We start from the raw sequence: 19,855 nt of genomic DNA, 5'->3' as shown, positions 1-19,855 counted from the left end.
CGTAATTGATGGTGTTCAAGCTAGAGGGAAAAAAGGAAACTACAGTACACACCGTGTTAAATTTAACTCCCATGACTCTGGTTAAGCTTTTGTTACATAGTTATAAATTTTCCCGCCGACTTACTTAAGGCTCAGATTCCCAACTTCTTTAAGAAGTTGGGAATCTTGTTGTAGAATATTTGTCTGTATTGAGTAGTAATTTTCCCTTTTTTAACATTGAGGTTTGGGGTTGATCTTTGCAAATTTCGGGACTGTGGTTGAATTGGAACAGGAGAACGAGTGGGGACTTGATCACGACTTAAGAGCAAAGGAATACTGAAAAGTCCCAAAATCATTACTACTCCGGTCATTATCCAAACCATTAACCTATTTGGTTTATAATCTGCTCGTTCAATTTGCCAGAAAACTTGATTGTATCGCCACGCGGCTAACGCAACAGCCAAAATTCCAAAAATTACCAAAGCCAAACCCAAATTTTCCGAATTGGATAATGGATTTACCGGAGGTTCTTGTTGAGTAATAGCAATATTCAACTGGCGCAGAAATATACCAAATCGGGCAATAGCAAAACCAAAGCTAATCAATGCAATAGAAGTGCGTAGCCAAGCTAGAAAAGTACGTTCGTTTGCTTGATGCTCCCTTTGACGATCAATTTTTGGTATTTTATCCATGAGTATCTTCTGACGCCAATTTACCCTTGAAAAGTATTCATAACATTGATAAATAACATGGACTAGCACCACAAGGTTAACAAAGCCCATTGAAGTAAAAGTCTGTACTTAGGACTCTGAGAAAACCCCAAGCGATCGCGAGAATCTTTACAATAGTAAATAAGGTAAAGATATATATCAGAGTCAAAATCAAATGGCACTATTCGGATTTGGCAAAAAGGCAGTTATGCCCACACCTGAGGAAGCTTTGCCAGGAAGGGCACAATCTATCTCAGTACCTGCGGCTCATTATGTCAACAAAAATCCCTTACAACCCCCTTATCCCGATGGATTAGAGAAGGTAATTTTTGGCTTGGGCTGTTTTTGGGGTGCAGAACGCAAATTCTGGCAACTTAAAGGAGTTTACACCACCGCAGTGGGTTACGCTGCTGGGTTCACACCCAACCCCACTTATGAAGAGGTATGTAGTGGGCGAACCGGTCACAATGAGGTGGTGTTAGTTGTATTTGATCCCAAAGTGATTAGTTTTGCGGAACTGCTCAAAGTCTTTTGGGAAAGCCACAATCCCACCCAAGGAATGCGCCAAGGTAATGATGCTGGCACTCAATACCGTTCGGGAATTTATGTATATTCCGAAAGTCAAAAGCAACTAGCAGAATCATCGCGCGAAGCTTATCAGCAAGCCCTTAGCAGCGCAGGTTATGGCAAGATTACTACAGAAATCTTGGATGCGCCGGAATTCTATTATGCGGAAGCTTACCATCAGCAATACCTGGCTAAAAATCCTAACGGGTATTGTGGTTTAGGAGGGACAAACGTATCTTGTCCTGTGGGTGTAGTTGAATCGCAACTTAGTAGTTAGAAGGAGCTAGGGGGAGTGGGGAGTAGACGAGAGTGAGGACATAAGGCGGCTTTGGGCATAAGTCAATAATCAGTTCTTCTTCCCCCACTCCCCATTCCCCACTAAAATGCAGCTTGGAGTAAAGCGATCGCTCGAACCCACATCATAATACTAATCGGCCCTCCAATTAGAATACCAGCGATCGCCCAGCCTCTTTGATGCGCTTTAAATTGTTCAATACTGTTCCACCGTCTACTTTTCCAAGCCCATTCATTGCCTTTTGCACCGAATGCGATCGCCAGAAACCAAGAAAATCTTGGTATAAAACAGAACACACCACACCACACTTGATTTGGCCACATCCACAACCAAGGCATGAGAAATGCGCCCCAATTCCAACCGAGAATTTCCTCTGGGACTGTTTCATTGTGATTATTTATCCCACATCCAGAATTGTTGATTATTTCTTTTAGCGGCAAAAGCTGACTCTTGTTTGCAGATTTGATAGCCAAACGAGATTTGAGAACATTCAGCGCTTCGCGGGCATTAGTAAATCGTTGTTCTGGAGCAGGTTCTATCAACTTTTGTAGCCAACTGACAAAACTGGGAGTCAAGTTAACTCGGTCTGCAAATTGCAACCGCAAATCTTGCTGGGGTAAATCACAAGGGGAAGTTCCTGTTAACAAATGAATCAGAGTCGCACCCAGTGCATAGAGGTCTGAAGCCGCAACTGCTCGACCACCAAATTGTTCCATTGGGGCATAACCATAAGTACCGACAACGGTAAAAGTAACGCCCTCTCTTGCCGCTTTATCCTGAACTGCACCAAAATCAACTAAATAAATCCGATTATCTTCGCCCCAGATTAAATTACTTGGTTTAATATCTCTATGCAATACCCCTGGATTTAACTCATGTAGATAGATGAGAATATTTAAAACCTCAACAGCAATTTTTCTAGCTCGCTTTTCACTAAACCTTTCGCCAATAGCAAGTTTTTCCTTGAGCGACTCACCAGGAATATATTCTTGTATTAAGGCAAACCAGAGTGTGCGATCGTCGATACAAAAATAATCTATATATCGAGGGATGCGGGGATGATTTAGCTGTTTAAGTATTTGTGCTTCCCTCTCAAAAAGTTTCAAGTCATCCCACTGCACAGTACCACCAAAGGCCAAAAGTTTGACCACAACGGTCGAATTTTCGCCATCAGAGGCTTGTAAATCTTTCGCTAGCCAAGTTTGACGAATTCCATTATTGCCGAGTTGGCGTTGGATTTGATAACGATCTTGTAATATCTGTTCTGCTTGCAGCATTTGACACCTGCTGGCAATTTACTCTGATTCCCTTATATTCAAGGATAGTCATTATCTAGAGAAATTGTGGAAGCCTAATAATTTATTGAAAGTAGTTGAAGATTCCAACTTTGGGGTTCTCTAGAAAAATAGTGCGAATTATTGTTCGCATATGCTATAAATAGAAGTAGAGATTGAAAGTGGGCAAAGAAGCACAACCAAAAGAAATTATCATCTATGCCAATCAAGACGGTTACGAGCCGTTTGCAGAGTGGATGGATAATTTACGCGATCAACAAGGAAAACGACGCATCCTGCAACGCCTACGCCGCCTTGAACAAGGCAATTACGGTGATGTTGCGCCGATAGGAGATGGTTTGAGCGAGTTGCGAATGTTCTTTGGTTCTGGTTATCGCGTCTATTTCGGTGAAGATGCTGAAAATATTGTTGTAGTGCTGTGTGGAGGCGACAAAAGTACACAGAATCAGGACATCGAAGACGCAAAAGCTTACTGGAAGGAGTACCTAAGCGGTGAGAAAATTTAGAACACTTGATGAATTTGAAGAAGAGTACTTCCGTAAGCACCCGGAAGAAATCGACAATTATTTGACGGAGATATTTCAGGAATATGCAGAAGAGAACGATTCTGGTGCGTTATTGGCATCCTTGCGCGTCGTTGCTCGTGTACGAGGAATTAGTGAGATAGCCGAGCAAATAGGCATGACACGCCGGGGATTGCAAAAAGCCTTATCCAGTAATGGCAACCCGCGCCTTGAAAACGTGAATTCAATCATGAAGGCGCTCGGATATTGTCTCACCCCGACTACCACTAGCCAAGGCAGCAGGGGGGACAGCAATATGAGCCAGAAGCTAGCACCAGCAAAAGTACCAACACCAGGAAAAATTTTAAGTCGAGAATTAGAAGCCCGTGGCTGGACACAGAAAGATTTAGCAGAAGTTATGGGACGTCCAGTTCAAAGTATCGATGAAATTATTCAGGGAAGCAAGCAAATTACACCTGAAATAGCTATCGAACTCTCCCAAGCCTTGGGTACTTCTCCAGAGTTTTGGACAAATCTTGAAGTAAAGTATCAACTTCATCTAGTAGGAAAAGAAAAAAAGGAGCAAGATATAGCTCGTAAAAGCCGATTATATACAATTGCCCCCATCTCTGAACTGATCAAAAATAAGTGGATTCAAGCAACAGATTCGATTGATGATTTAGAACGGCAAATCTGTAATTTTTTTGGCATATCTTCCTTAGATGAAACACTCCAGTTAGCCGTTAATTTCCGTTGTTCCGAGCATCGAGAGCCAGAGGAAACTTCTCGTATAACTTGGGTAAAACGGGTTGAGAACCTAGCAAAGCAACAAACCGTTGCTAGTTTTGAACGCGAGAAAATAGAGATTGCTATCCCTGAAATTCTTGCTTGTGCTAAACAAGTAGAAAGTATCGTGCGGATTCCTAGATTGCTAGCAGATTTAGGTGTACATTTTCTAATTGTGCCGCATTTAAGCAAAACCTACTTGGATGGTGCAGCCTTATATTTAAACAGCAATCCCGTTATCGCGTTGACATTGAGATATGACCGGATAGATTCATTCTGGTTCACCCTCATGCATGAGTTAGCACATATTGTTTTAGGACATCAAGGAGCTTATTTAGACAATTTGGATGCGTTAGAAGAGAATGAGGAAGAAAAAGAAGCTAATAAAAAAGCCGCTAACTGGTTAATAAATTCTCAGAAATTAAATGAATTTATTATCAGCAGTAAAAAAGCCTTTTCTTGTGAAACGATTGAAGAATTTGCTCAAAATCAAAATAGACATCCAGGCATAATTCTTGGTCGCTTACATTATGACAAATTAGTTCCCTATAAGAATTTCAGATCATTACTTGTGAAAGTTAGCCCCATCTTAGGTAATTCTACAGATAATTTTTGCGATAGTAAGCTTGATACTCCTCAGACAGCAGAGGTTCCCACCAATCACGATGATTGAGATACCATTCAACTGTTAAACGTAAACCCTCAGCAATTGTTACTGAAGGTGTCCAACCAAGCTGAGTTTTAATCTTGTTCGCATTAATTGCATATCTCCTGTCATGTCCAGGTCTATCCTTGACAAAAGTAATCAACTGCTTTGCCGGACGCATCGGTAAATCAGGTGCTAATTCATCCATCATCTGACACAAAAGTTGCACCAGGTTGAGATTTTCTACCTCATTGTTGCCACCAATATTGTATGTTTCTCCTGGTTTACCGTGATTAATTACCACATCTAAAGCACGACAATGATCGCCCACATAAAGCCAATCGCGCACATTTTTACCATCACCATAAACAGGTAATGGTTTGCCTATCAAAGTGTTGATACACATCAGGGGAATTAGCTTTTCGGGAAACTGATAAGAGCCGTAATTATTAGAGCAATTTGTGATAACTGTCGGGAGATTGTAAGTATGATAATAAGCACGCACTAAGTGATCGCTACTAGCTTTCGAGGCTGAATAGGGGCTATTGGGAGCGTAAGGTGTAGTTTCACAAAAAGCTGCGTCATCTGCGCCCAGACTACCGTAGACTTCATCAGTAGAAACGTGTAGAAAACGATAATCAGATGGCTGTGCTTTTGCTTCCCAATGTTTCCGAAAAGCTTCTAACAGCGTGAAAGTTCCTACGACATTAGTTTGCACAAAAGCAGCCGGCCCAAGAATTGAACGATCAACATGAGATTCAGCAGCAAAATGGGCGATGGAATCTATATTTTCGGTTGATAATAACTCATCTATGATGGTGCGATCGCAAATATCCCCCTCTACAAACCGAAAATTCTCTCTTCCCTCAACCAGCGCCAAATTCAGACGATTTCCCGCGTAGGTAAGCGCATCCAACACCACCACCCGGTCATCTGGATAAACCTGACACCAATGATGGACAAAATTTGCCCCAATAAACCCCGCACCCCCAGTAACTAATAACCGCCGACTCATTCCATTTCCTCTCTTGTCTCTGTGATCTTTGTACGCCTCTGCGGTTCTTTTATATTACGTAAAATATTTCTTCTTCAGCTTCCCATATATTTTCTGAGCAAGTAATTTTGCCACACGTATTCTCGTCAAACTCTTAATATTAGATGGCTGCTGTAATTTGTGGTCAAAAAATTCATTTAACTCATTCAGAATAACTTGGAAACGCTTAATAATATTTTCAGTTCGATATTCAGCCAAAAACTCCTCAGATAAACTAAAAGCTACTGAAGAATCAATGACCTTCAGAATACGTTGGACATCATATTCTTGTGAATATCCAGCAATTTTATAGCAATTAAATCCAGGGTCTAAGTAATCAGCCAGTCCACCGTTGACACTAGAAAATACTTGACAACCACAGGCAAGAGCTTCCATTGGTTGTAGACCAAATCCTTCGCTGACACGCTGTTGCGCCCAGTACTCAGCCGAATCATATAAGTAAACCTTAGCTCGGTTGAATAGTCCAGGTAAATCCTCTATGTATGAATCAACAACCAATACTTTACAACGTTTTTGTAACGCTGGAATCAATCCTTTAATTAAATACTCAGAAGATTTCCGAGTTTGAACTAAAACATCAATATCCCGTTCCAGCCCTAAATTTTGAAACTCATTAGAAATTTGATTGGGTAAATAATAAATCAGAGAGTTAGGCGATTTTTCTCCCCAATATCCCATTGTATAGCGGCTAACAGTGACGATCGGAATACTTGCGGGTAGCCTAAATGGATAACCTGCACTATGTGCATGGTAAACAACATTGTATTGCTTAAGTTTAGCCACGAGTTGAGCTATATCAAATCCCCAACTGATGACAAAAATTACATCACTTAAATTTTTCTCTTTTAACAAATCATCAATAAAAAGCTTACCTTTTTCTCGTTGGCGGTAAGTTACAACATCAGCACTACAGAACTGCTGAACCAAATTAAGGGCTTTTAACTCAGCCCAAAGACCACCACAGGCAAATTTACCATCTGTACCGGGGAGTAAGAAGTAAAGTTTTCTCATAATTTTTAAAGAAATATTTAACCTTGTGTTCTTACATCCAGGGAGCATTATCCATCAAAGCATGTAACATCTTCTGGAAGTTTTGACGGAATACTACGGCTAATAAACCGCAGAACATTGTAGTTGCTGCCATCACCCACCAAAAGTGAGTGACGTGCCATAAACCGCCGAACAGGGCAAAGATGATTAGTCCAGCGCCAGCGCCCCCTGCAAACAGTAGAGTTGTTTCTTTAGCGGTTTCTTTGAAGGTGCGTGGTTTTGATTCCATAAGATTACTCTTGCCAGCCCACTTTAACAAAATGTGCCTCACGCCCCCAAACATCGCGTGTACGGATAATATTGTCAATTGTTAGGTTAAAAGGAATGGCAGTTGTTAAGTAACGCTGTGCTATAGAACCTAAATCAGGTGCAAGTTCGGCGGCTGTCGTTGCTGCTAACCCCAAACCTATTATTTGCTCGATTGGTCGAAATGGTAGTAACAAATGCACACCGACAGCTAGTCCAGCTGTTAAGAGCATTGCTACTGATAAATTTGTGCCGCAACGGGGATGTACAGCCAAATCCCATTCTCCACTGGTGAGGCGATGTCGAGCAAGTATGACCGCACGCCGCAAATCACTAATATTCACCTCACCATAGAGATAGAATCCCTGCTCAGTAGACAAACCGCCTAATAGTTCGTTATCTAATTGAACGTTAGTAGGTTCACCTTTGGCAGGATAGGCACTTTTTGATTCGCTAAGAACCCAAACAGTAGCGTGTTCTAAAGCGTGAACCTGCCGTATCATCAGGATTTCTTTCAACCCTGGAATAAACGATAGCTGTTTGAGTAGGTCGGCATCTTGTGTGGGTTGCGGAAACTCTGAAAATCGGTCTTCAAGACTCGGAATTTTCTCAGATACAGGTGTCGTAAAATCAAAGTTCAAAAATTTAAAGGGAGACGAGCTACCCTCAAAAGAAGCGGAAGTATTCATTGGAACACTGCTCCCAAAGGCGATGGGGCAACATAGATTTCTTTCAAATGTAACGCTTGCACCACTGAATTGTTGCTAATTTTTGTGGATGATTTTTGAGTTTGGGCATTGGCATGGGAAAAGAGGACAAGGGGCAGTTCTTGCTGGGAGTAAAGGGGAAAAAGAACCTGCATTAAGCCTTTCACTTCCCCCTTACACCCTATCGCTTGCTTCCCACTCAGCAGTCATAAGGGGCATTGGTCATAATTTTTCTTCCCCTGCTTCCCCTACTCCCCCTGCTCCCCCTGCTACCTCATCTCCCCATTCCTACATCTGTTCTGCTTAATAAGAAATTCTGATCTTTTATAGTTTCCGAGTCCGAGGGTCAGCTGGCTCCACTAACATCAACTCCGGCTGAGTGAAGGACTCGGAACTTTTGGTAGAGTGTTCACACTGAAAACTTAGGCGTGAAGAGGGAAATAATCAGTAAACTTCAAGATTGGCTTGCAATTATACCAGACCAGAGCAATTACCTTGCTACTAAATAAATCGTTTATTCGATCTGCTTAGGCAGAGTACAGCAATTGACATCATTCAAACAGACTTTGCCCCACTGTAAAGCCCAGCGAACAAGAGCTACTCGATTTTCTGTCTCGGTCTTGGTAAGAATATTACTGATATGGTTATCAACTGTACGCTTGCTAATCTCCAGTTTTCCTGCAATCTCTTGGTTAGTTAAGCCAGCGGCTACTAAGTCGATAATTTGCAGTTCTCTGTCTGACAGACTAACGGGGGTCTCAGACTTGCCACCAGCCATGACTATTTCTATCCTCCCTTGGTATATGTACTTAATCACTCTTTCTAATTCTAGAAGATTCTTTTGTTGGGAGGGGTTTCAAGTTTTAGCAGTAATCCAATTGTCAATATTTTCTTTGGATTTAAAATTGGCAAAAATATAAACTATCTTATTGGCAAAGTATTTTATTATACTAAAAATTGTATATAAATTTAGTGTTAATACTTATAGTATTTAGACGATATTCATAAGCATATAGATGTTCTGGAGTAGTAAAAATTGCCATTTAATTCTATGAAGGGCTGGCGACAGATTAGCAAAAATTGTTGTAGATTTTATACTGTAAATTACTAATCCAAAATCGAAATCTAAAATCTAAAATAAAATGAGCAATCCCCGTGTTTTGTGCCTCGGTGAAGTTTTGTTTGATTGTTTAGCCGATCAATTGGGGCTAAAGCTGGAAGAAGTAAAATCCTGGACTCCGTATCCCGGAGGAGCACCAGCTAACGTAGCCTGTGCTTTAGTCAAGCTGGGGACGCCAGCAGGATTTATCGGAGCCGTTGGTGAAGATGAACCAGGGAATGCACTGGTCAAGGTATTACAAGATGTAGGTGTAGAAACGACGGGGGTACAACGCCATCCTACAGCACCAACGCGGCAAGTTTATGTTACACGGGATCTAGCAGGCGATCGCACTTTCGCCGGATTTGGTCAGTATGACACCGCAGAATTTGCTGATACTCGCCTACAAGCTAAACAATTGCCAAATTCGCTGTTTGAAGACGCAGATTTTCTGGTTTTGGGTACTTTAGAATTAGCCTATCCTGAAAGTGAAGTGGCAATTCACCGCGCCCTAGAGTTAGCAGAACATTACGATTTGAAGATTGTGATGGATGTGAACTGGCGTCCTGTATTTTGGGACGAGCCAAATATAGCTCATCAAAAAATTCCAGAATTATTTAAGCGAGTCGATTTCCTGAAACTCTCCAAAGAAGAAGCTGAATGGCTATTTGAAACCGCAGATCCTGGAGCCATCACTTACCGTCTAGCTTCAATTGAAGGGGTGCTAGTAACAGATGGGGAAAACGGTTGCGCCTACTGTCTGGGTGAGAACGAAGGCAAATTACCTTCCTTTTCCATTCCCGTAGTTGACACGACTGGGGCAGGGGATAGCTTTTTAGCAGGATTCATCCACCAATTGAGTCAGCATGGCATCCACAGCTTGCGGGATGCTGAAACCGCAAAACGCATCGTCACTTATGCCAGTGCTGTTGGGGCACTCACTACCATTAAACCAGGTGCGATCGCTTCTCAACCAACAGATGCTGAAGTCCAAGCTTTTCTAGCCTCTCATCAACTTTAGGAATTAGCATAAGCCATTGGGATATCAGCCTTTAGTGGCTGATACTCCCGTAATTTATAAAAAAGCCTGATTTAGAGCTAATTATTAACTTTATCTATCCTTAAACGTGTAACAATCAATGATTAGTCTTAGCTTGCTGCCATAGAGTATCAACAGTCACAAACTCATAGCCTTGTTGTAGCAGTTTCGGAATGAGAATTTGGATTGTGGCAGCAACATCTTGTCCACCGCAAGCACCATCATGTAAAACAATCAGCGAACCATTTTTGACCTGCTGCATAATTCGCTCTACCACAGTAGTTACACCTGGTCGTACCCAGTCTTCTGGTACAACAGTCCACATAACTGGACGGTAATTCCACTGAGAGAACAGTTTTAAAGTAGCAGGCGTAAATAAACCATTGGGGGGGCGGACATCTCGCACTTGTTCAGGTTGCAGGTTGCAGGCATTGTAGATGGCAACTTGGGTTTTTTCTAAACTGTCCTTCAGGTCATTTGGAGAAAGCATGGCAAAAGAGCGATGATCGTAGCCATGCAATCCGATCCAGTGTCCGCGATCGCTAACGGCTTTGGCAATGGCTGGTGAACGGTTGACGCAAACACCCAACCAAAAAAAACTCGCTGTAATCTTATAACGGTCTAACACTGCCAATACTTCCGGTGTGTATTGAGGATGAGGCCCATCATCAAAAGTTAGGGCGATCGCTTTAGTATGGGGATTTCCAGCCCAAAGGCAGTTGGGAAAACTCGGCTGGAGAATGCGGTAGAAAATTGGGAACAGGGGAGCTAGTTGCATAAAGTTTTTTCTTTTTTGCGTAATCTTGCATAAATACACTGATTACTTAATGTTGATAACTGTTAAACGTGGGAACCATAGCTTAATTCGCTTATATCTAGAACTTACTGTACAAACACAGAGTTCCAGGTATAAGCCCTCCTTATAGTTTCAACCATCAGAGCGATCGCTTGGGTATGGCAATCACCACTCCAAAATCATATTTTGTAAAAAATCTCTAAGAGCAATACTTTTTGACCTGGTACTCGTCTAAATTCAGGAAAAATCTACGAATAAACACTGCATGAAAAGTTAATGTTGTTCAAAGATATACGAGATTATCAAATTTCATTTCTGGGCTTGTTCCTAGTCTTGGGAATCAGTACACGAGACTGGACATTGCGACCAGAGTTGATTGGGGTATTAATCGCTACTTGTTTACTAACCCAATCGATATTGTCATTTGTCATTAGTCATTGGTCATTGGCAAACAACAAGGGACAAATTACGAATCTTCGCAGTGCTTTAATTACCTCACTGGGACTCAGTTTACTGTTGCGGGCTGATCACTGGACGACAATGGCTTTAGCGGCAGTAACTGCGATCGCTAGTAAATTTCTCTTCAAATTCGGTGATAAGCATTTCTTCAACCCTGCTAATTTTGGCATTATTTCTGCCTTGGTTCTCACCTCCGATGCTTGGGTTTCGCCGGGACAGTGGGGTGAAGAGTGGTGGTATGCGCTCTTATTTGCCGGGACTGGCGGCATGGTTTTGCAGCGCATTGGTCGCTGGGACACCACAGCCGCTTTTTTGGGTAGCTATTCCTTACTAGAAGCGATTCGCAATCTCTGGCTGGGTTGGACTTGGGATGTTTACTGGCATCGGTTGATGAGCGGCTCGTTATTGTTGTTCGCTTTATTTATGATTACAGATCCGCGATCAATTCCCAATTCTCGAATTGGGCGGGTAGTTTGGGCAGCTTGCATTGCTGGATTAACTTTCATCCTGCGGAATTATTTCTTTATTCCCACCGCAGTTTTCTGGGCACTATTTATCCTTGCCCCGTTGAGCATTCTGCTAGATGTTCTCTGGTTAGCCCCACGATTTTCTTGGCAAAGGGGAAATGAGGGAGATAAGGAAGCAGAGGGAGCAGGGGGAGAACTTTTACTCAGCACTCCCAACTCCTAGCTGCTAGCTCCTAAATCAGCATTTAATATAGAGGTATAAAAAATGAAGATTTTTCGACTTTTAACGCCATTACTGTTGACAATTGTCGCTGTATTTTGCTTCGCACCCGCAGCTTGGGCATTTTGTGGATTTTATGTAGCTAAAGCTGATACGAAGCTGTATAACAAAGCTTCTCAGGTGGTGATAGCACGGAATGGCGATCGCACCGTCTTGACGATGGCAAATGACTACCAAGGCGAAGTCAAAGATTTTGCGATCGTAGTACCAGTGCCAACAGTGCTGCAAAAAGAGCAAGTTCGCGTTGCCCTACCCAATGTTATCGAGCGCCTAGATGCTTTTAGTGCGCCGCGATTGGTGGAATATTTTGACCCAGATCCTTGTGCCCCACTACCACTATTTAACAGAGGCATAATAAATTTCTCAGCAGCAGCAGTAGATAATATTGCAGAAGTTCAGAGAAGCGATGGCAGTTTGGGTGTGACGGTAGAAGCGCGTTTCAACGTGGGTGAATACGACATCGTGATCCTTAGTGCTAAAGAATCTGGCGGACTGGAAACTTGGCTGACAAATAATGGCTACAAAATCCCTCAAGGGGCGAAACAGTTACTTCAGCCCTATATCCGTTCCTCAATGAAATTCTTTGTTGCTAAAGTCAACTTGGATAAATTTGAGGAATCTGGCTATCAGTTCCTCCGTCCGCTACAAATTTCTTATCAATCACCCAAGTTCATGCTGCCAATTCGTTTAGGCATGATTAATGCTACGACAGAGCAGGATTTAATTGTCTATATCCTCTCACCTCAAGGAGAAGCACAACTCACTAACTATCGGACGGTGAAAATCCCCTCCAACGTCAATCTTCCCGTGTTTATCAAAGATGAATTTGGTGAATTCTACAAATCCCTGTTCCAAACCGCTTACACCAAAGAAGGCAAGAGAGTCGGCTTTTTGGAATACGCTTGGGACATGGGTAGTTGCGATCCTTGTTCTGCCGATCCCCTTACCCAAGAGGAACTCAAGGAAGCAGGCGTATTTTGGCTAAATGATAATTCTCTAAGTAAGCAAACTAAGGTTACACCAATCCGCAAGTTTGTTCCTCCCCCTTTTAACAGTAACGTCTTCATCTCCCGTCTGCATGTCCGCTACACCCGCGACACATTCCCTGAAGACTTGATGTTCCTATCAACTGCCAACCGTGAATCATTCCAAGGGCGTTATGTTTTGCAATATCCATTTGAAGGGGAACTCAAGTGTGAGGCAGGTAAGAAGTACAAACAGTCTTTGCCCAAACGTTTTGAAGAAGAAGCGCAGACTCTAGCTAAATTAACCAACGGAAATATCCAAGATATTCGCAAAAAAATGAAGCTGAGTGTCGGAAATCTCACATATTCTTGGTTGGAAAATGTCCAATCCTGGTTTGGATTAGATTGAGGAGAATAGGGAGCAAAGGGAAGTGAAAGGCTTGATGCAGGTTCTTTTTCCCCTTTTCTCCCTGCAAGAACTGCCCCTTGTCCTCTTTTCCAATGCCCAATGCCCAATGCCCAATGAATAAATCTTGACGAAAATTATTTAGACTGTTGTTATACGCAATACTAAGATATTCTTGCTTTCTTCGCCAAGATTCTCATGGTTCAATTTGATGAACAGCTACGCTACTTAGTTAGCGAAGCCTGTGAACACCCATCTGGAAGTCCTCAGCGTCAAAAGCTGCTAACGCAAATTATTCGCTTGACAGCAAGTAAACTCTGGAGAGAAAGTACCCCTTATTATCAAGATGCACTACAACAAACTTGGTTGTATTTTTGCCGCAATGTTTGTGAAGGTTTGACAGGTCAAACCTATGACCCCACCTATGGCAGTGTCATCACCTGGCTAAATGCTTACTTAAAACGGAGACTACAAGACTTTTACATTAACCAGAACCGGGAACAAGCCATAACAATCCCTCTTTGGGTTCGTCAGTCTACATCGGGTGGAACATGTGAAACCATTGATCCTGTAGATAACCTCCCTGCTACCCCCCAACCACCTCCCATTCTGGAAGACTTGGAGATATGGGCTAAGACTGATTCTGAAGGAGAACTGTGCAGTAGTTACATTAAAGGGCGTCCAGATGTGAATTGTCAGGTATTAATTCTCAAACGCCTACCCCCAGAAGTTAGCTGGAAAGAATTATCTGAAGAATTTGGGCTGTCAATTCCGACATTAAGCAGTTTTTATCAGCGCCAGTGTTTACCACGTTTGCGTAAATTCGCCGAATTACAGGGATTGTTATAAAAATACCTTGTTTCAGGCTTTTCTTAATTCTCCTGCGATGCCTACGGCGGTAAACTACGCAAATAGACCATGCTGTAAGGGCACAGCATTGCTGCACCCTTACAAAGGATGTGGTCACTTAGTAATAGACAAAACCCAATCGCCTAAAAGTTGGTTTACTTTATCAGGTATTTCATCATGGGGACAATGACCGGCTGTTAGGAAGTGTTCTCTAAGTTCAGGATAATATTGACGAAACTTCTGGGAACGTTCTCTAGCATTCATCCAAGGATCAGCTTCTCCCCACAACATTAACAATGGACAAGTTAATTGCTTTAGTAGCAGATCAACTTTTTCCCCTTGAGGAGTGCTAAAGACTGACACAAATACTTCCATTGCACCAGGATCGTAAGCAGGGCGAGCAATTTCTTCTACTAACTGATCTGTAATTGCACTTTTGTCAAGATAAACTTTTTCTAAAGTTTGGCGAATTACCCAACCTTGTCGCACGTATTGAAATAACAAAGACTGGGCTAAAGGTTGTTGAAAAATCCACTTAGTGCCGTCACCAAGAAGTTTCTGCAAAGTAGCGGGTTGTTTGGGAGGCTGAACTTCTGACTGTAAAGCTTCCGGCTCAGATGTCGGCTGACTTTCGCTAAAAGGCCCTGCACTATTGAGCAAAACTAAACCAGCCGCACTGTCGGGACGTTGTGCTGCGACACACAAGCAAGCATAGCCACCAAGGGAATTACCTGCTAATACTGCTTTTTGACCAATTACTTCACTGATAAAATCATGGAGTTGGTCACGCCACAAGTCGGCGCTATACTGCAATTTCGGTTTTGCCGATCGCCCGAATCCCAAAAGATCGATCGCAAATACTTCAAAATCTTGACACAATCCTGTGATATTCTTGCGCCAGTGGTCTGTGGAAGCACCAAATCCATGTACCAAAAGCAAGGGCGGACGTTGCACTTGCTTCTCTCCCGCACGCACATAGTAAACGTTGTGCCCGCGCCACTGCCAATATTTACCAGGAATTGGGGTTGTAGAGGCGGCTGTAGTTGCCTGCATGATTCAAAGAATTGTTAAGTAGCTTTTAATAATTGTAGGCTAGTCCAAGGAGTGGGGGAGCAGGGAAGGTTGGGGGGGAATCACTAATAACTAATAACTAATAACTAATGACTAAAGAAAGATTAATTACAGGCAAAACTAAGCTATTAGGGGTAATTGGACATCCGGTGGAGCATTCGCTCTCGCCAGCGATGCATAATGCTGCGATCGCTCATTTGGGATTAGATTATGTTTATCTTCCCTTTCCTATAGCACCACAGAATTTAGAAATAGCGATCGCAGGTTTGGCAGCTATTGGGGTTGTCGGTTTTAGTGTGACAATACCTCATAAACAGGCAATCATGCCTCTGCTTTCAGAAATTACCCCTCTTGCTCAAGCTATAGGCGCAGTGAATACTGTTAGTCGCCAAAATAATCAATGGGTGGGGACAAACACAGATATAGAAGGATTTATCGCTCCTTTGCAGACGACATATAAGCAAGATTGGAGTCAGAAGGTAGCAGTAATTTTAGGCAATGGTGGCGCAGCGAGAGCAGTTGTAGCAGGTTGTCACCAACTAGGTTTTGCGAAAATTCATGTTGTCGGGCGTAATGTGCAGAGATTACAGGAATTTGGCAATAGTTGGAACAATTCACCCATAAGTGAAAATCTACAGGTTCATCAATGGGAAGAATTACCAAAGCTAATTCCCCAAGCTAATCTGCTGGTAAACACAACCCCCATAGGTATGTATCCCAAGGTTAATGAGTCGCCTTTGAGTGTAGAGGAAATAGCAAATTTACCAAAGGGTGCGATCGCTTACGATTTAATATATATACCTAAACCGACGCAATTTCTAGAGCAGGCAGAAAAACAAGGCGCAATTGCGATCGATGGATTAGAAATGCTAGTTCAACAAGGAGTAGCAGCATTAAAAATTTGGTTGCAGCAGGAAACTGTACCTGTAGAAGTGATGCGCCAAGCGTTGCAAAAGCATTTGGGTTTGGGTTGATGGAGAAATCTCTTACGCAGCTTAATACTATACTAATTATTGAAAACTGACGAATTATTTTTTAATGGACAAAAGAACATTTGCTTTTTCAAGCAGTATTATCGTCTTAGTAAGAATGAAAAATATCTTCATCAAATGAGTATAGTATCTAAAACTAAAGTCAGTATTGCTGGAACCATAAAGTTTCTTGGGCTTGCTCTTCTAATCTACTGGCTGATTGTAACACCAGGTTGGGCAGAAATTAAGTCAATTTTCACCACTGATTTTGAAACAGAAATGTTTGCGGCAGGCTGGACTAATGTTGGAGCGGGCGAGTATGGCAAAAATCTTATTTGGTCTGATACAGGATCATATTCTGGCAAACATCACCTGTCTATAGTTAAACATCAGGATATAGCTGTAGATGGTGGCTGGGAATCCCCTCCATTCCTTGTAAAACCGAACCAGTATTATAAAGTAAGTTTTTTTGCCAAATCACCTCAACCAAATTACTGGACAATATTGTTCTATAACCAATATGGAGCATTGATTGGGGGTGATCACTCTTCATTAATTAATGCAGCACAAGAATGGACAAAACAAGAATTTTACTTTCAAACAAAATTCCCTGGCGTGACAGGCTCTATTGTCTTTAAACCATTAACGGAGCAGTCATTACCATTAGATATTGATAATCTTAGCATCACACCAGTTACTCGTGAAGATGTTGGTAAATGGGTAGAACTTGTTTATGGCAAAGTACGAACCATAGATTATAAGCCGCTAGAGGCTCGTGAAAAGCAACTGTTACCTAATACTATTAAAAAGCTGAAATATGGTGGAAATCTTAATATAGTGCTGCTGGGGGATAGCATTGCCAATGACCTAAGTAATTCCTTTTTAGATATATTATTAGAGCGTAGATTTCCTAAAACTCATATCAATATGCAATTCACTGGTAAGGGTGGTATAAGCTGGCTAAAATTACAATCTCAAGTACAACAGCGCATTATTAACCATCAACCAGACTTAGTTATATGTATGGCTATCAGTAATAATCCAAAATACTTATCTTCTCCCCTTTTGCGTATCATTGACATTACAAAGAAATTTTCTCAAAAAACTGATTTTTTACTACTCAGCCCACATTTGCGAAGCTGGTATGAGAAAAAAAATGATGGGCTGGTACATCGCAATGCTTTGTTGCAGGTAGCAAATAATAGACAAGTTGCTATTATTGATTTGATGACAGCTTGGGAAAATTATCTGATACAAAACAATAAGCAGGTGGATTCGCTACTACGTGATTCAGTACACATGAATGAGCTTGGTCGTCAATTGTCTGCCCAAATAATAGTTGACTACCTTTCTCGAATTATGCAAGGTGTATAGCAAAGTCCTTACTGGAGTCAGGTACGTTGGTCACTGTTGATCAAGCTCAATCTAGGGTACGTATTTTACCGATTAGACGTGGATAGCTGGGTGCTTTGATTTGGGAATCTATATAAGTTTTTCTCAATTCACTTTGAGTGATGATGAGGAATTTATTTATGCATTAGGTCAATTCATATATGTTTCTTAAAGCCAAAATAGTTTTATCATGGCTTGCATTCTTACTGAGTTTTGCAAGCCTATTTCTTAGTTCTTGGATTATTCTTCCGGCTCCAAATATGTTTTTACTCAACCTAGCAGTAGGAGCGCCAGAAGTGAGTCCTTGGTTATTGTTATTAAATTTGCTCTCTTTATCACTTGCTTTTTTCTACATACGTCGCCGTAAATTACAACGTTTAGCTTGTATTTTTAGTTTAATAGGATTGCTAATTTGTGCATGGGTGCTAGTGAATATTCCACCAACTCAAATGCAGATGACTAAAGCGATGAAACAAGGACTCGGAGCAAATTATCTAGAGCAAATTCCAGCCCAAGTAAAGGCAAAGATGCAAACGCATCCCTTTGATTTAGTTAATTTTTTCGGGGGTATTGCACCAGCTAAAACCCGTCATCAAAAAGATATTCTCTTTGCTTCTCCTGGAGGAGTGCCTTTAAAAATGGAAGTTTACCAACCCTCAGAGGTTGGGAAATATCCAGCAGTGGTAGTAATTTATGGTGGAGCTTGGCAATATGGCAACCCTCATGCAAACTCCGAGTTTAATCAATATATCGCTCATCAGGGATATACAGTATTTGCGATCGCTTATCGACATGCACCTAAACATCGTTTTCCAGCTCAGTTAGATGATGTGCGTACAGCCCTAAATTTTATTCGCAAACATGCAGCAGAATATGAAGCTGATCGAGAACGGATGGTACTTTTAGGCCGTTCTGCGGGAGCGCACCTAGCAATGTTAGCGGCTTATCAACCAGATGCACCACCGATTCGTGGTGTAGTGAACTATTACGGGCCTGTTAATTTAACGGAGGGATACAAAACACCACCAAATCCCGATCCTATTAACACCCGCGCTGTTTTAAAAGCATTTCTCGGTGGTTCTTTAGAAGAATTGCCTAATCAGTATGAAATTGCTTCACCAATAAATTATTTGACGCACCCTTTACCGCCAACTTTATTAATTTACGGCAGTCGCGATCATTTAGTAGAAGCGCGATTTGGCAGACAAATGTATGAACGTTTACATGATTCTGGTAATACTGCAGTTTTTCTAGAGATTCCTTGGGCAGAACACGCTTTTGATGCCGTCTTCAACGGTGTGAGCAATCAATTAGCGTTATATTATACCGAGAGGTTTTTGGCTTGGGCGTTGTTTAAGCAATAATTTTAATTAAAGTACAGTACACTCATACCGTTTCTTTGTGAAGCTGCATATATTTACCCCCGGCTACGCCGTCCCCCCTTGTAAAGGGGGGACTGATTATGTGCATCTTCATACAGAATTGGTATCAGAGCTTAAAGACTCATTAACGGAGTTCAAAGGCCATTAATGGAGTTCAAAGGCTCATTAACGGAGTTCAAAGGCTCATTAAGTTTTACTCAGCAATTCTAACTTCTGACTCCTTCTGTGGCCAGCGCCAGTTATAGCGATTCCATTCGTAAATGCCTTGAATTTCATACTCAGCGCCGTTGAAGAAGCGGACGACACAGTTAGTAGAGGTATCATCAGCGTTGCTAATTTCCTCGACCTTGATCACCATACAGGGAAACCATTCGCGCTTACAAGGGCCATCTTCTTGCACCCATTCCCATAGTGCATTGGAAACTTCAATGCGATCGCCTACTCTTAGCTTTAGTGCATCCTCAAAATAAGAATACTTATCAAAATGATATGACTCTACACGATTCAACCACTGTAAACCATAGCGTTGCCGAATAAATTGTACTGTTCCAGAGTCATTTTGCAGTAGCCAGTCGTTGAGTAATTGCACTTTCCAAGTGCGGTTGCGTTGTTCTTCATCCTTAACAAATTGTAAAAATGCTTCTAACTCCTCTGAGGTAAGTTCGTCTAAGGGATTAGCAATAGCTGATGCTCTAGAGGTAGAATTTCCCTGAATTTGCTCCACGACTTGCAGTAATATCTCTTTCTGTGTGTCAGTGAGAGGACAGCTTGCTGCATCACAATCATTAAAGGCTGCGAGCATAGATGCTTCAATCTCATCTGGAGTCATAAGTTAATAGCA

Annotated in this window: 19 protein-coding genes and 1 pseudogene; 10 read left to right on the top strand and 10 right to left on the bottom strand. The window is 41.8% G+C overall.

The window, feature by feature from the left end:
• Positions 1-236: 236 nt before the first annotated feature.
• Positions 237-671 (bottom strand): annotated as a pseudogene (locus tag LC608_RS22945) (YidH family protein); the annotation flags it as partial.
• A 193-nt stretch (positions 672-864) separates the two neighbouring features.
• Between LC608_RS22945 and msrA the strand changes: the two are divergent.
• On the top strand, positions 865-1,533 hold the full coding sequence (gene msrA, locus LC608_RS22940; RefSeq protein WP_229555732.1) for a peptide-methionine (S)-S-oxide reductase MsrA: 669 nt from the start codon (positions 865-867) through the stop codon (positions 1,531-1,533).
• A 101-nt stretch (positions 1,534-1,634) separates the two neighbouring features.
• Here the strand turns inward: msrA and LC608_RS22935 are convergent, their stop codons facing one another.
• Positions 1,635-2,828, bottom strand: coding sequence for a serine/threonine-protein kinase (locus LC608_RS22935; protein ID WP_229555731.1), 1,194 nt, complete (start codon positions 2,826-2,828; stop codon positions 1,635-1,637).
• Between the two features lie 179 nt (positions 2,829-3,007).
• Here LC608_RS22935 and LC608_RS22930 point away from each other — a divergent pair, with 179 nt between their 5' ends.
• Positions 3,008-3,352, top strand: coding sequence for a type II toxin-antitoxin system RelE/ParE family toxin (locus LC608_RS22930; RefSeq protein ID WP_308189912.1), 345 nt, complete (start codon positions 3,008-3,010; stop codon positions 3,350-3,352).
• On the top strand, positions 3,339-4,808 hold the full coding sequence (locus tag LC608_RS22925; RefSeq protein ID WP_229555729.1) for an addiction module antidote protein: 1,470 nt from the start codon (positions 3,339-3,341) through the stop codon (positions 4,806-4,808). Before LC608_RS22930 ends, LC608_RS22925 begins: the two co-directional genes overlap by 14 nt.
• On the opposite strand, the gene rfbB is transcribed toward LC608_RS22925, so the two are convergent.
• From rfbB to LC608_RS22900, 5 genes are all read right to left on the bottom strand, one after another.
• On the bottom strand, positions 4,735-5,796 hold the full coding sequence (gene rfbB, locus LC608_RS22920) for a dTDP-glucose 4,6-dehydratase (RefSeq protein ID WP_229555728.1): 1,062 nt from the start codon (positions 5,794-5,796) through the stop codon (positions 4,735-4,737). The genes LC608_RS22925 and rfbB overlap by 74 nt on opposite strands.
• Positions 5,797-5,850: 54 nt before the next feature.
• Positions 5,851-6,846 carry a glycosyltransferase gene (locus tag LC608_RS22915; protein WP_229555726.1) on the bottom strand — a complete coding sequence of 332 codons (996 nt, stop codon included), beginning with the start codon at positions 6,844-6,846 and terminating at the stop codon, positions 5,851-5,853.
• 31 nt (positions 6,847-6,877) lie between these two features.
• Positions 6,878-7,114: a hypothetical protein gene (locus tag LC608_RS22910; RefSeq protein ID WP_229555724.1), complete on the bottom strand. Its 237-nt coding sequence runs from the start codon at positions 7,112-7,114 to the stop codon at positions 6,878-6,880.
• A gap of 4 nt (positions 7,115-7,118) precedes the next feature.
• Positions 7,119-7,820, bottom strand: a complete 702-nt coding sequence (locus tag LC608_RS22905) for a DUF6391 domain-containing protein (protein WP_229555723.1) — start codon at positions 7,818-7,820, stop codon at positions 7,119-7,121.
• A gap of 532 nt (positions 7,821-8,352) precedes the next feature.
• Positions 8,353-8,616 carry a helix-turn-helix transcriptional regulator gene (locus LC608_RS22900; protein WP_109011711.1) on the bottom strand — a complete coding sequence of 88 codons (264 nt, stop codon included), beginning with the start codon at positions 8,614-8,616 and terminating at the stop codon, positions 8,353-8,355.
• A 364-nt stretch (positions 8,617-8,980) separates the two neighbouring features.
• Between LC608_RS22900 and LC608_RS22895 the strand changes: the two genes are divergently transcribed.
• A complete protein-coding gene (locus LC608_RS22895) occupies positions 8,981-9,958 on the top strand; it encodes a carbohydrate kinase (protein WP_229555722.1) in 978 nt (325 codons plus the stop codon).
• Positions 9,959-10,073: 115 nt separating this feature from the next.
• On the opposite strand, the gene LC608_RS22890 is transcribed toward LC608_RS22895, so the two are convergent.
• Positions 10,074-10,754, bottom strand: coding sequence for a polysaccharide deacetylase family protein (locus tag LC608_RS22890; protein ID WP_229555721.1), 681 nt, complete (start codon positions 10,752-10,754; stop codon positions 10,074-10,076).
• Between the two features lie 294 nt (positions 10,755-11,048).
• On the opposite strand from LC608_RS22890, the gene LC608_RS22885 reads away from it, so the two are divergent.
• From LC608_RS22885 to LC608_RS22875, 3 genes are all read left to right on the top strand, one after another.
• A complete protein-coding gene (locus LC608_RS22885) occupies positions 11,049-11,921 on the top strand; it encodes an RnfABCDGE type electron transport complex subunit D (RefSeq protein ID WP_229555720.1) in 873 nt (290 codons plus the stop codon).
• A 42-nt stretch (positions 11,922-11,963) separates the two neighbouring features.
• Entirely contained in the window at positions 11,964-13,352 is a 1,389-nt protein-coding gene (locus LC608_RS22880; RefSeq protein ID WP_229555719.1) for a DUF2330 domain-containing protein, read from the top strand.
• A gap of 195 nt (positions 13,353-13,547) precedes the next feature.
• Entirely contained in the window at positions 13,548-14,198 is a 651-nt protein-coding gene (locus tag LC608_RS22875) for a sigma-70 family RNA polymerase sigma factor (RefSeq protein WP_229555718.1), read from the top strand.
• 114 nt (positions 14,199-14,312) lie between these two features.
• On the opposite strand, the gene LC608_RS22870 is transcribed toward LC608_RS22875, so the two are convergent.
• Positions 14,313-15,251: an alpha/beta fold hydrolase gene (locus LC608_RS22870; protein WP_229555716.1), complete on the bottom strand. Its 939-nt coding sequence runs from the start codon at positions 15,249-15,251 to the stop codon at positions 14,313-14,315.
• A gap of 107 nt (positions 15,252-15,358) precedes the next feature.
• Between LC608_RS22870 and LC608_RS22865 the strand changes: the two genes are divergently transcribed.
• The 3 genes from LC608_RS22865 (at position 15,359) to LC608_RS22855 (ending at position 18,996) form a co-directional block, all read left to right on the top strand.
• A complete protein-coding gene (locus tag LC608_RS22865; RefSeq protein ID WP_229555715.1) occupies positions 15,359-16,243 on the top strand; it encodes a shikimate dehydrogenase in 885 nt (294 codons plus the stop codon).
• Positions 16,244-16,282: 39 nt separating this feature from the next.
• The gene (locus tag LC608_RS22860) at positions 16,283-17,614 is read left to right on the top strand and encodes a hypothetical protein (protein WP_229555714.1); all 1,332 of its coding nucleotides are present in this window, start codon (positions 16,283-16,285) and stop codon (positions 17,612-17,614) included.
• Between the two features lie 179 nt (positions 17,615-17,793).
• On the top strand, positions 17,794-18,996 hold the full coding sequence (locus LC608_RS22855) for an alpha/beta hydrolase (RefSeq protein ID WP_229555713.1): 1,203 nt from the start codon (positions 17,794-17,796) through the stop codon (positions 18,994-18,996).
• A gap of 211 nt (positions 18,997-19,207) precedes the next feature.
• Here the strand turns inward: LC608_RS22855 and LC608_RS22850 are convergent, their stop codons facing one another.
• The gene (locus LC608_RS22850) at positions 19,208-19,843 is read right to left on the bottom strand and encodes a hypothetical protein (protein ID WP_229555711.1); all 636 of its coding nucleotides are present in this window, start codon (positions 19,841-19,843) and stop codon (positions 19,208-19,210) included.
• Positions 19,844-19,855: the final 12 nt, after the last annotated feature.

The organism is Nostoc sp. XA010 (assembly GCF_020829625.1).
Lineage (GTDB): Bacteria > Cyanobacteriota > Cyanobacteriia > Cyanobacteriales > Nostocaceae > Nostoc.
Note: the sequence above shows the minus strand (reverse complement) of the source record. Positions and strands in the feature narration are given on the sequence as shown.

What these genes read in the sequence shown, in the direction of transcription:
- msrA (WP_229555732.1), top strand. Translation starts at nt 865, where the DNA reads ATGGCACTATTCGGATTTGGCAAAAAGGCAGTTATGCCCACACCTGAG.
- LC608_RS22935 (WP_229555731.1), bottom strand. Translation starts at nt 2,828, where the DNA reads ATGCTGCAAGCAGAACAGATATTACAAGATCGTTATCAAATCCAACGC.
- rfbB (WP_229555728.1), bottom strand. Translation starts at nt 5,796, where the DNA reads ATGAGTCGGCGGTTATTAGTTACTGGGGGTGCGGGGTTTATTGGGGCA.
- LC608_RS22915 (WP_229555726.1), bottom strand. Translation starts at nt 6,846, where the DNA reads ATGAGAAAACTTTACTTCTTACTCCCCGGTACAGATGGTAAATTTGCC.
- LC608_RS22910 (WP_229555724.1), bottom strand. Translation starts at nt 7,114, where the DNA reads ATGGAATCAAAACCACGCACCTTCAAAGAAACCGCTAAAGAAACAACT.
- LC608_RS22905 (WP_229555723.1), bottom strand. Translation starts at nt 7,820, where the DNA reads ATGAATACTTCCGCTTCTTTTGAGGGTAGCTCGTCTCCCTTTAAATTT.
- LC608_RS22900 (WP_109011711.1), bottom strand. Translation starts at nt 8,616, where the DNA reads ATGGCTGGTGGCAAGTCTGAGACCCCCGTTAGTCTGTCAGACAGAGAA.
- LC608_RS22895 (WP_229555722.1), top strand. Translation starts at nt 8,981, where the DNA reads ATGAGCAATCCCCGTGTTTTGTGCCTCGGTGAAGTTTTGTTTGATTGT.
- LC608_RS22890 (WP_229555721.1), bottom strand. Translation starts at nt 10,754, where the DNA reads ATGCAACTAGCTCCCCTGTTCCCAATTTTCTACCGCATTCTCCAGCCG.
- LC608_RS22885 (WP_229555720.1), top strand. Translation starts at nt 11,049, where the DNA reads ATGTTGTTCAAAGATATACGAGATTATCAAATTTCATTTCTGGGCTTG.
- LC608_RS22880 (WP_229555719.1), top strand. Translation starts at nt 11,964, where the DNA reads ATGAAGATTTTTCGACTTTTAACGCCATTACTGTTGACAATTGTCGCT.
- LC608_RS22875 (WP_229555718.1), top strand. Translation starts at nt 13,548, where the DNA reads ATGGTTCAATTTGATGAACAGCTACGCTACTTAGTTAGCGAAGCCTGT.
- LC608_RS22870 (WP_229555716.1), bottom strand. Translation starts at nt 15,251, where the DNA reads ATGCAGGCAACTACAGCCGCCTCTACAACCCCAATTCCTGGTAAATAT.
- LC608_RS22865 (WP_229555715.1), top strand. Translation starts at nt 15,359, where the DNA reads ATGACTAAAGAAAGATTAATTACAGGCAAAACTAAGCTATTAGGGGTA.
- LC608_RS22855 (WP_229555713.1), top strand. Translation starts at nt 17,794, where the DNA reads ATGTTTCTTAAAGCCAAAATAGTTTTATCATGGCTTGCATTCTTACTG.
- LC608_RS22850 (WP_229555711.1), bottom strand. Translation starts at nt 19,843, where the DNA reads ATGACTCCAGATGAGATTGAAGCATCTATGCTCGCAGCCTTTAATGAT.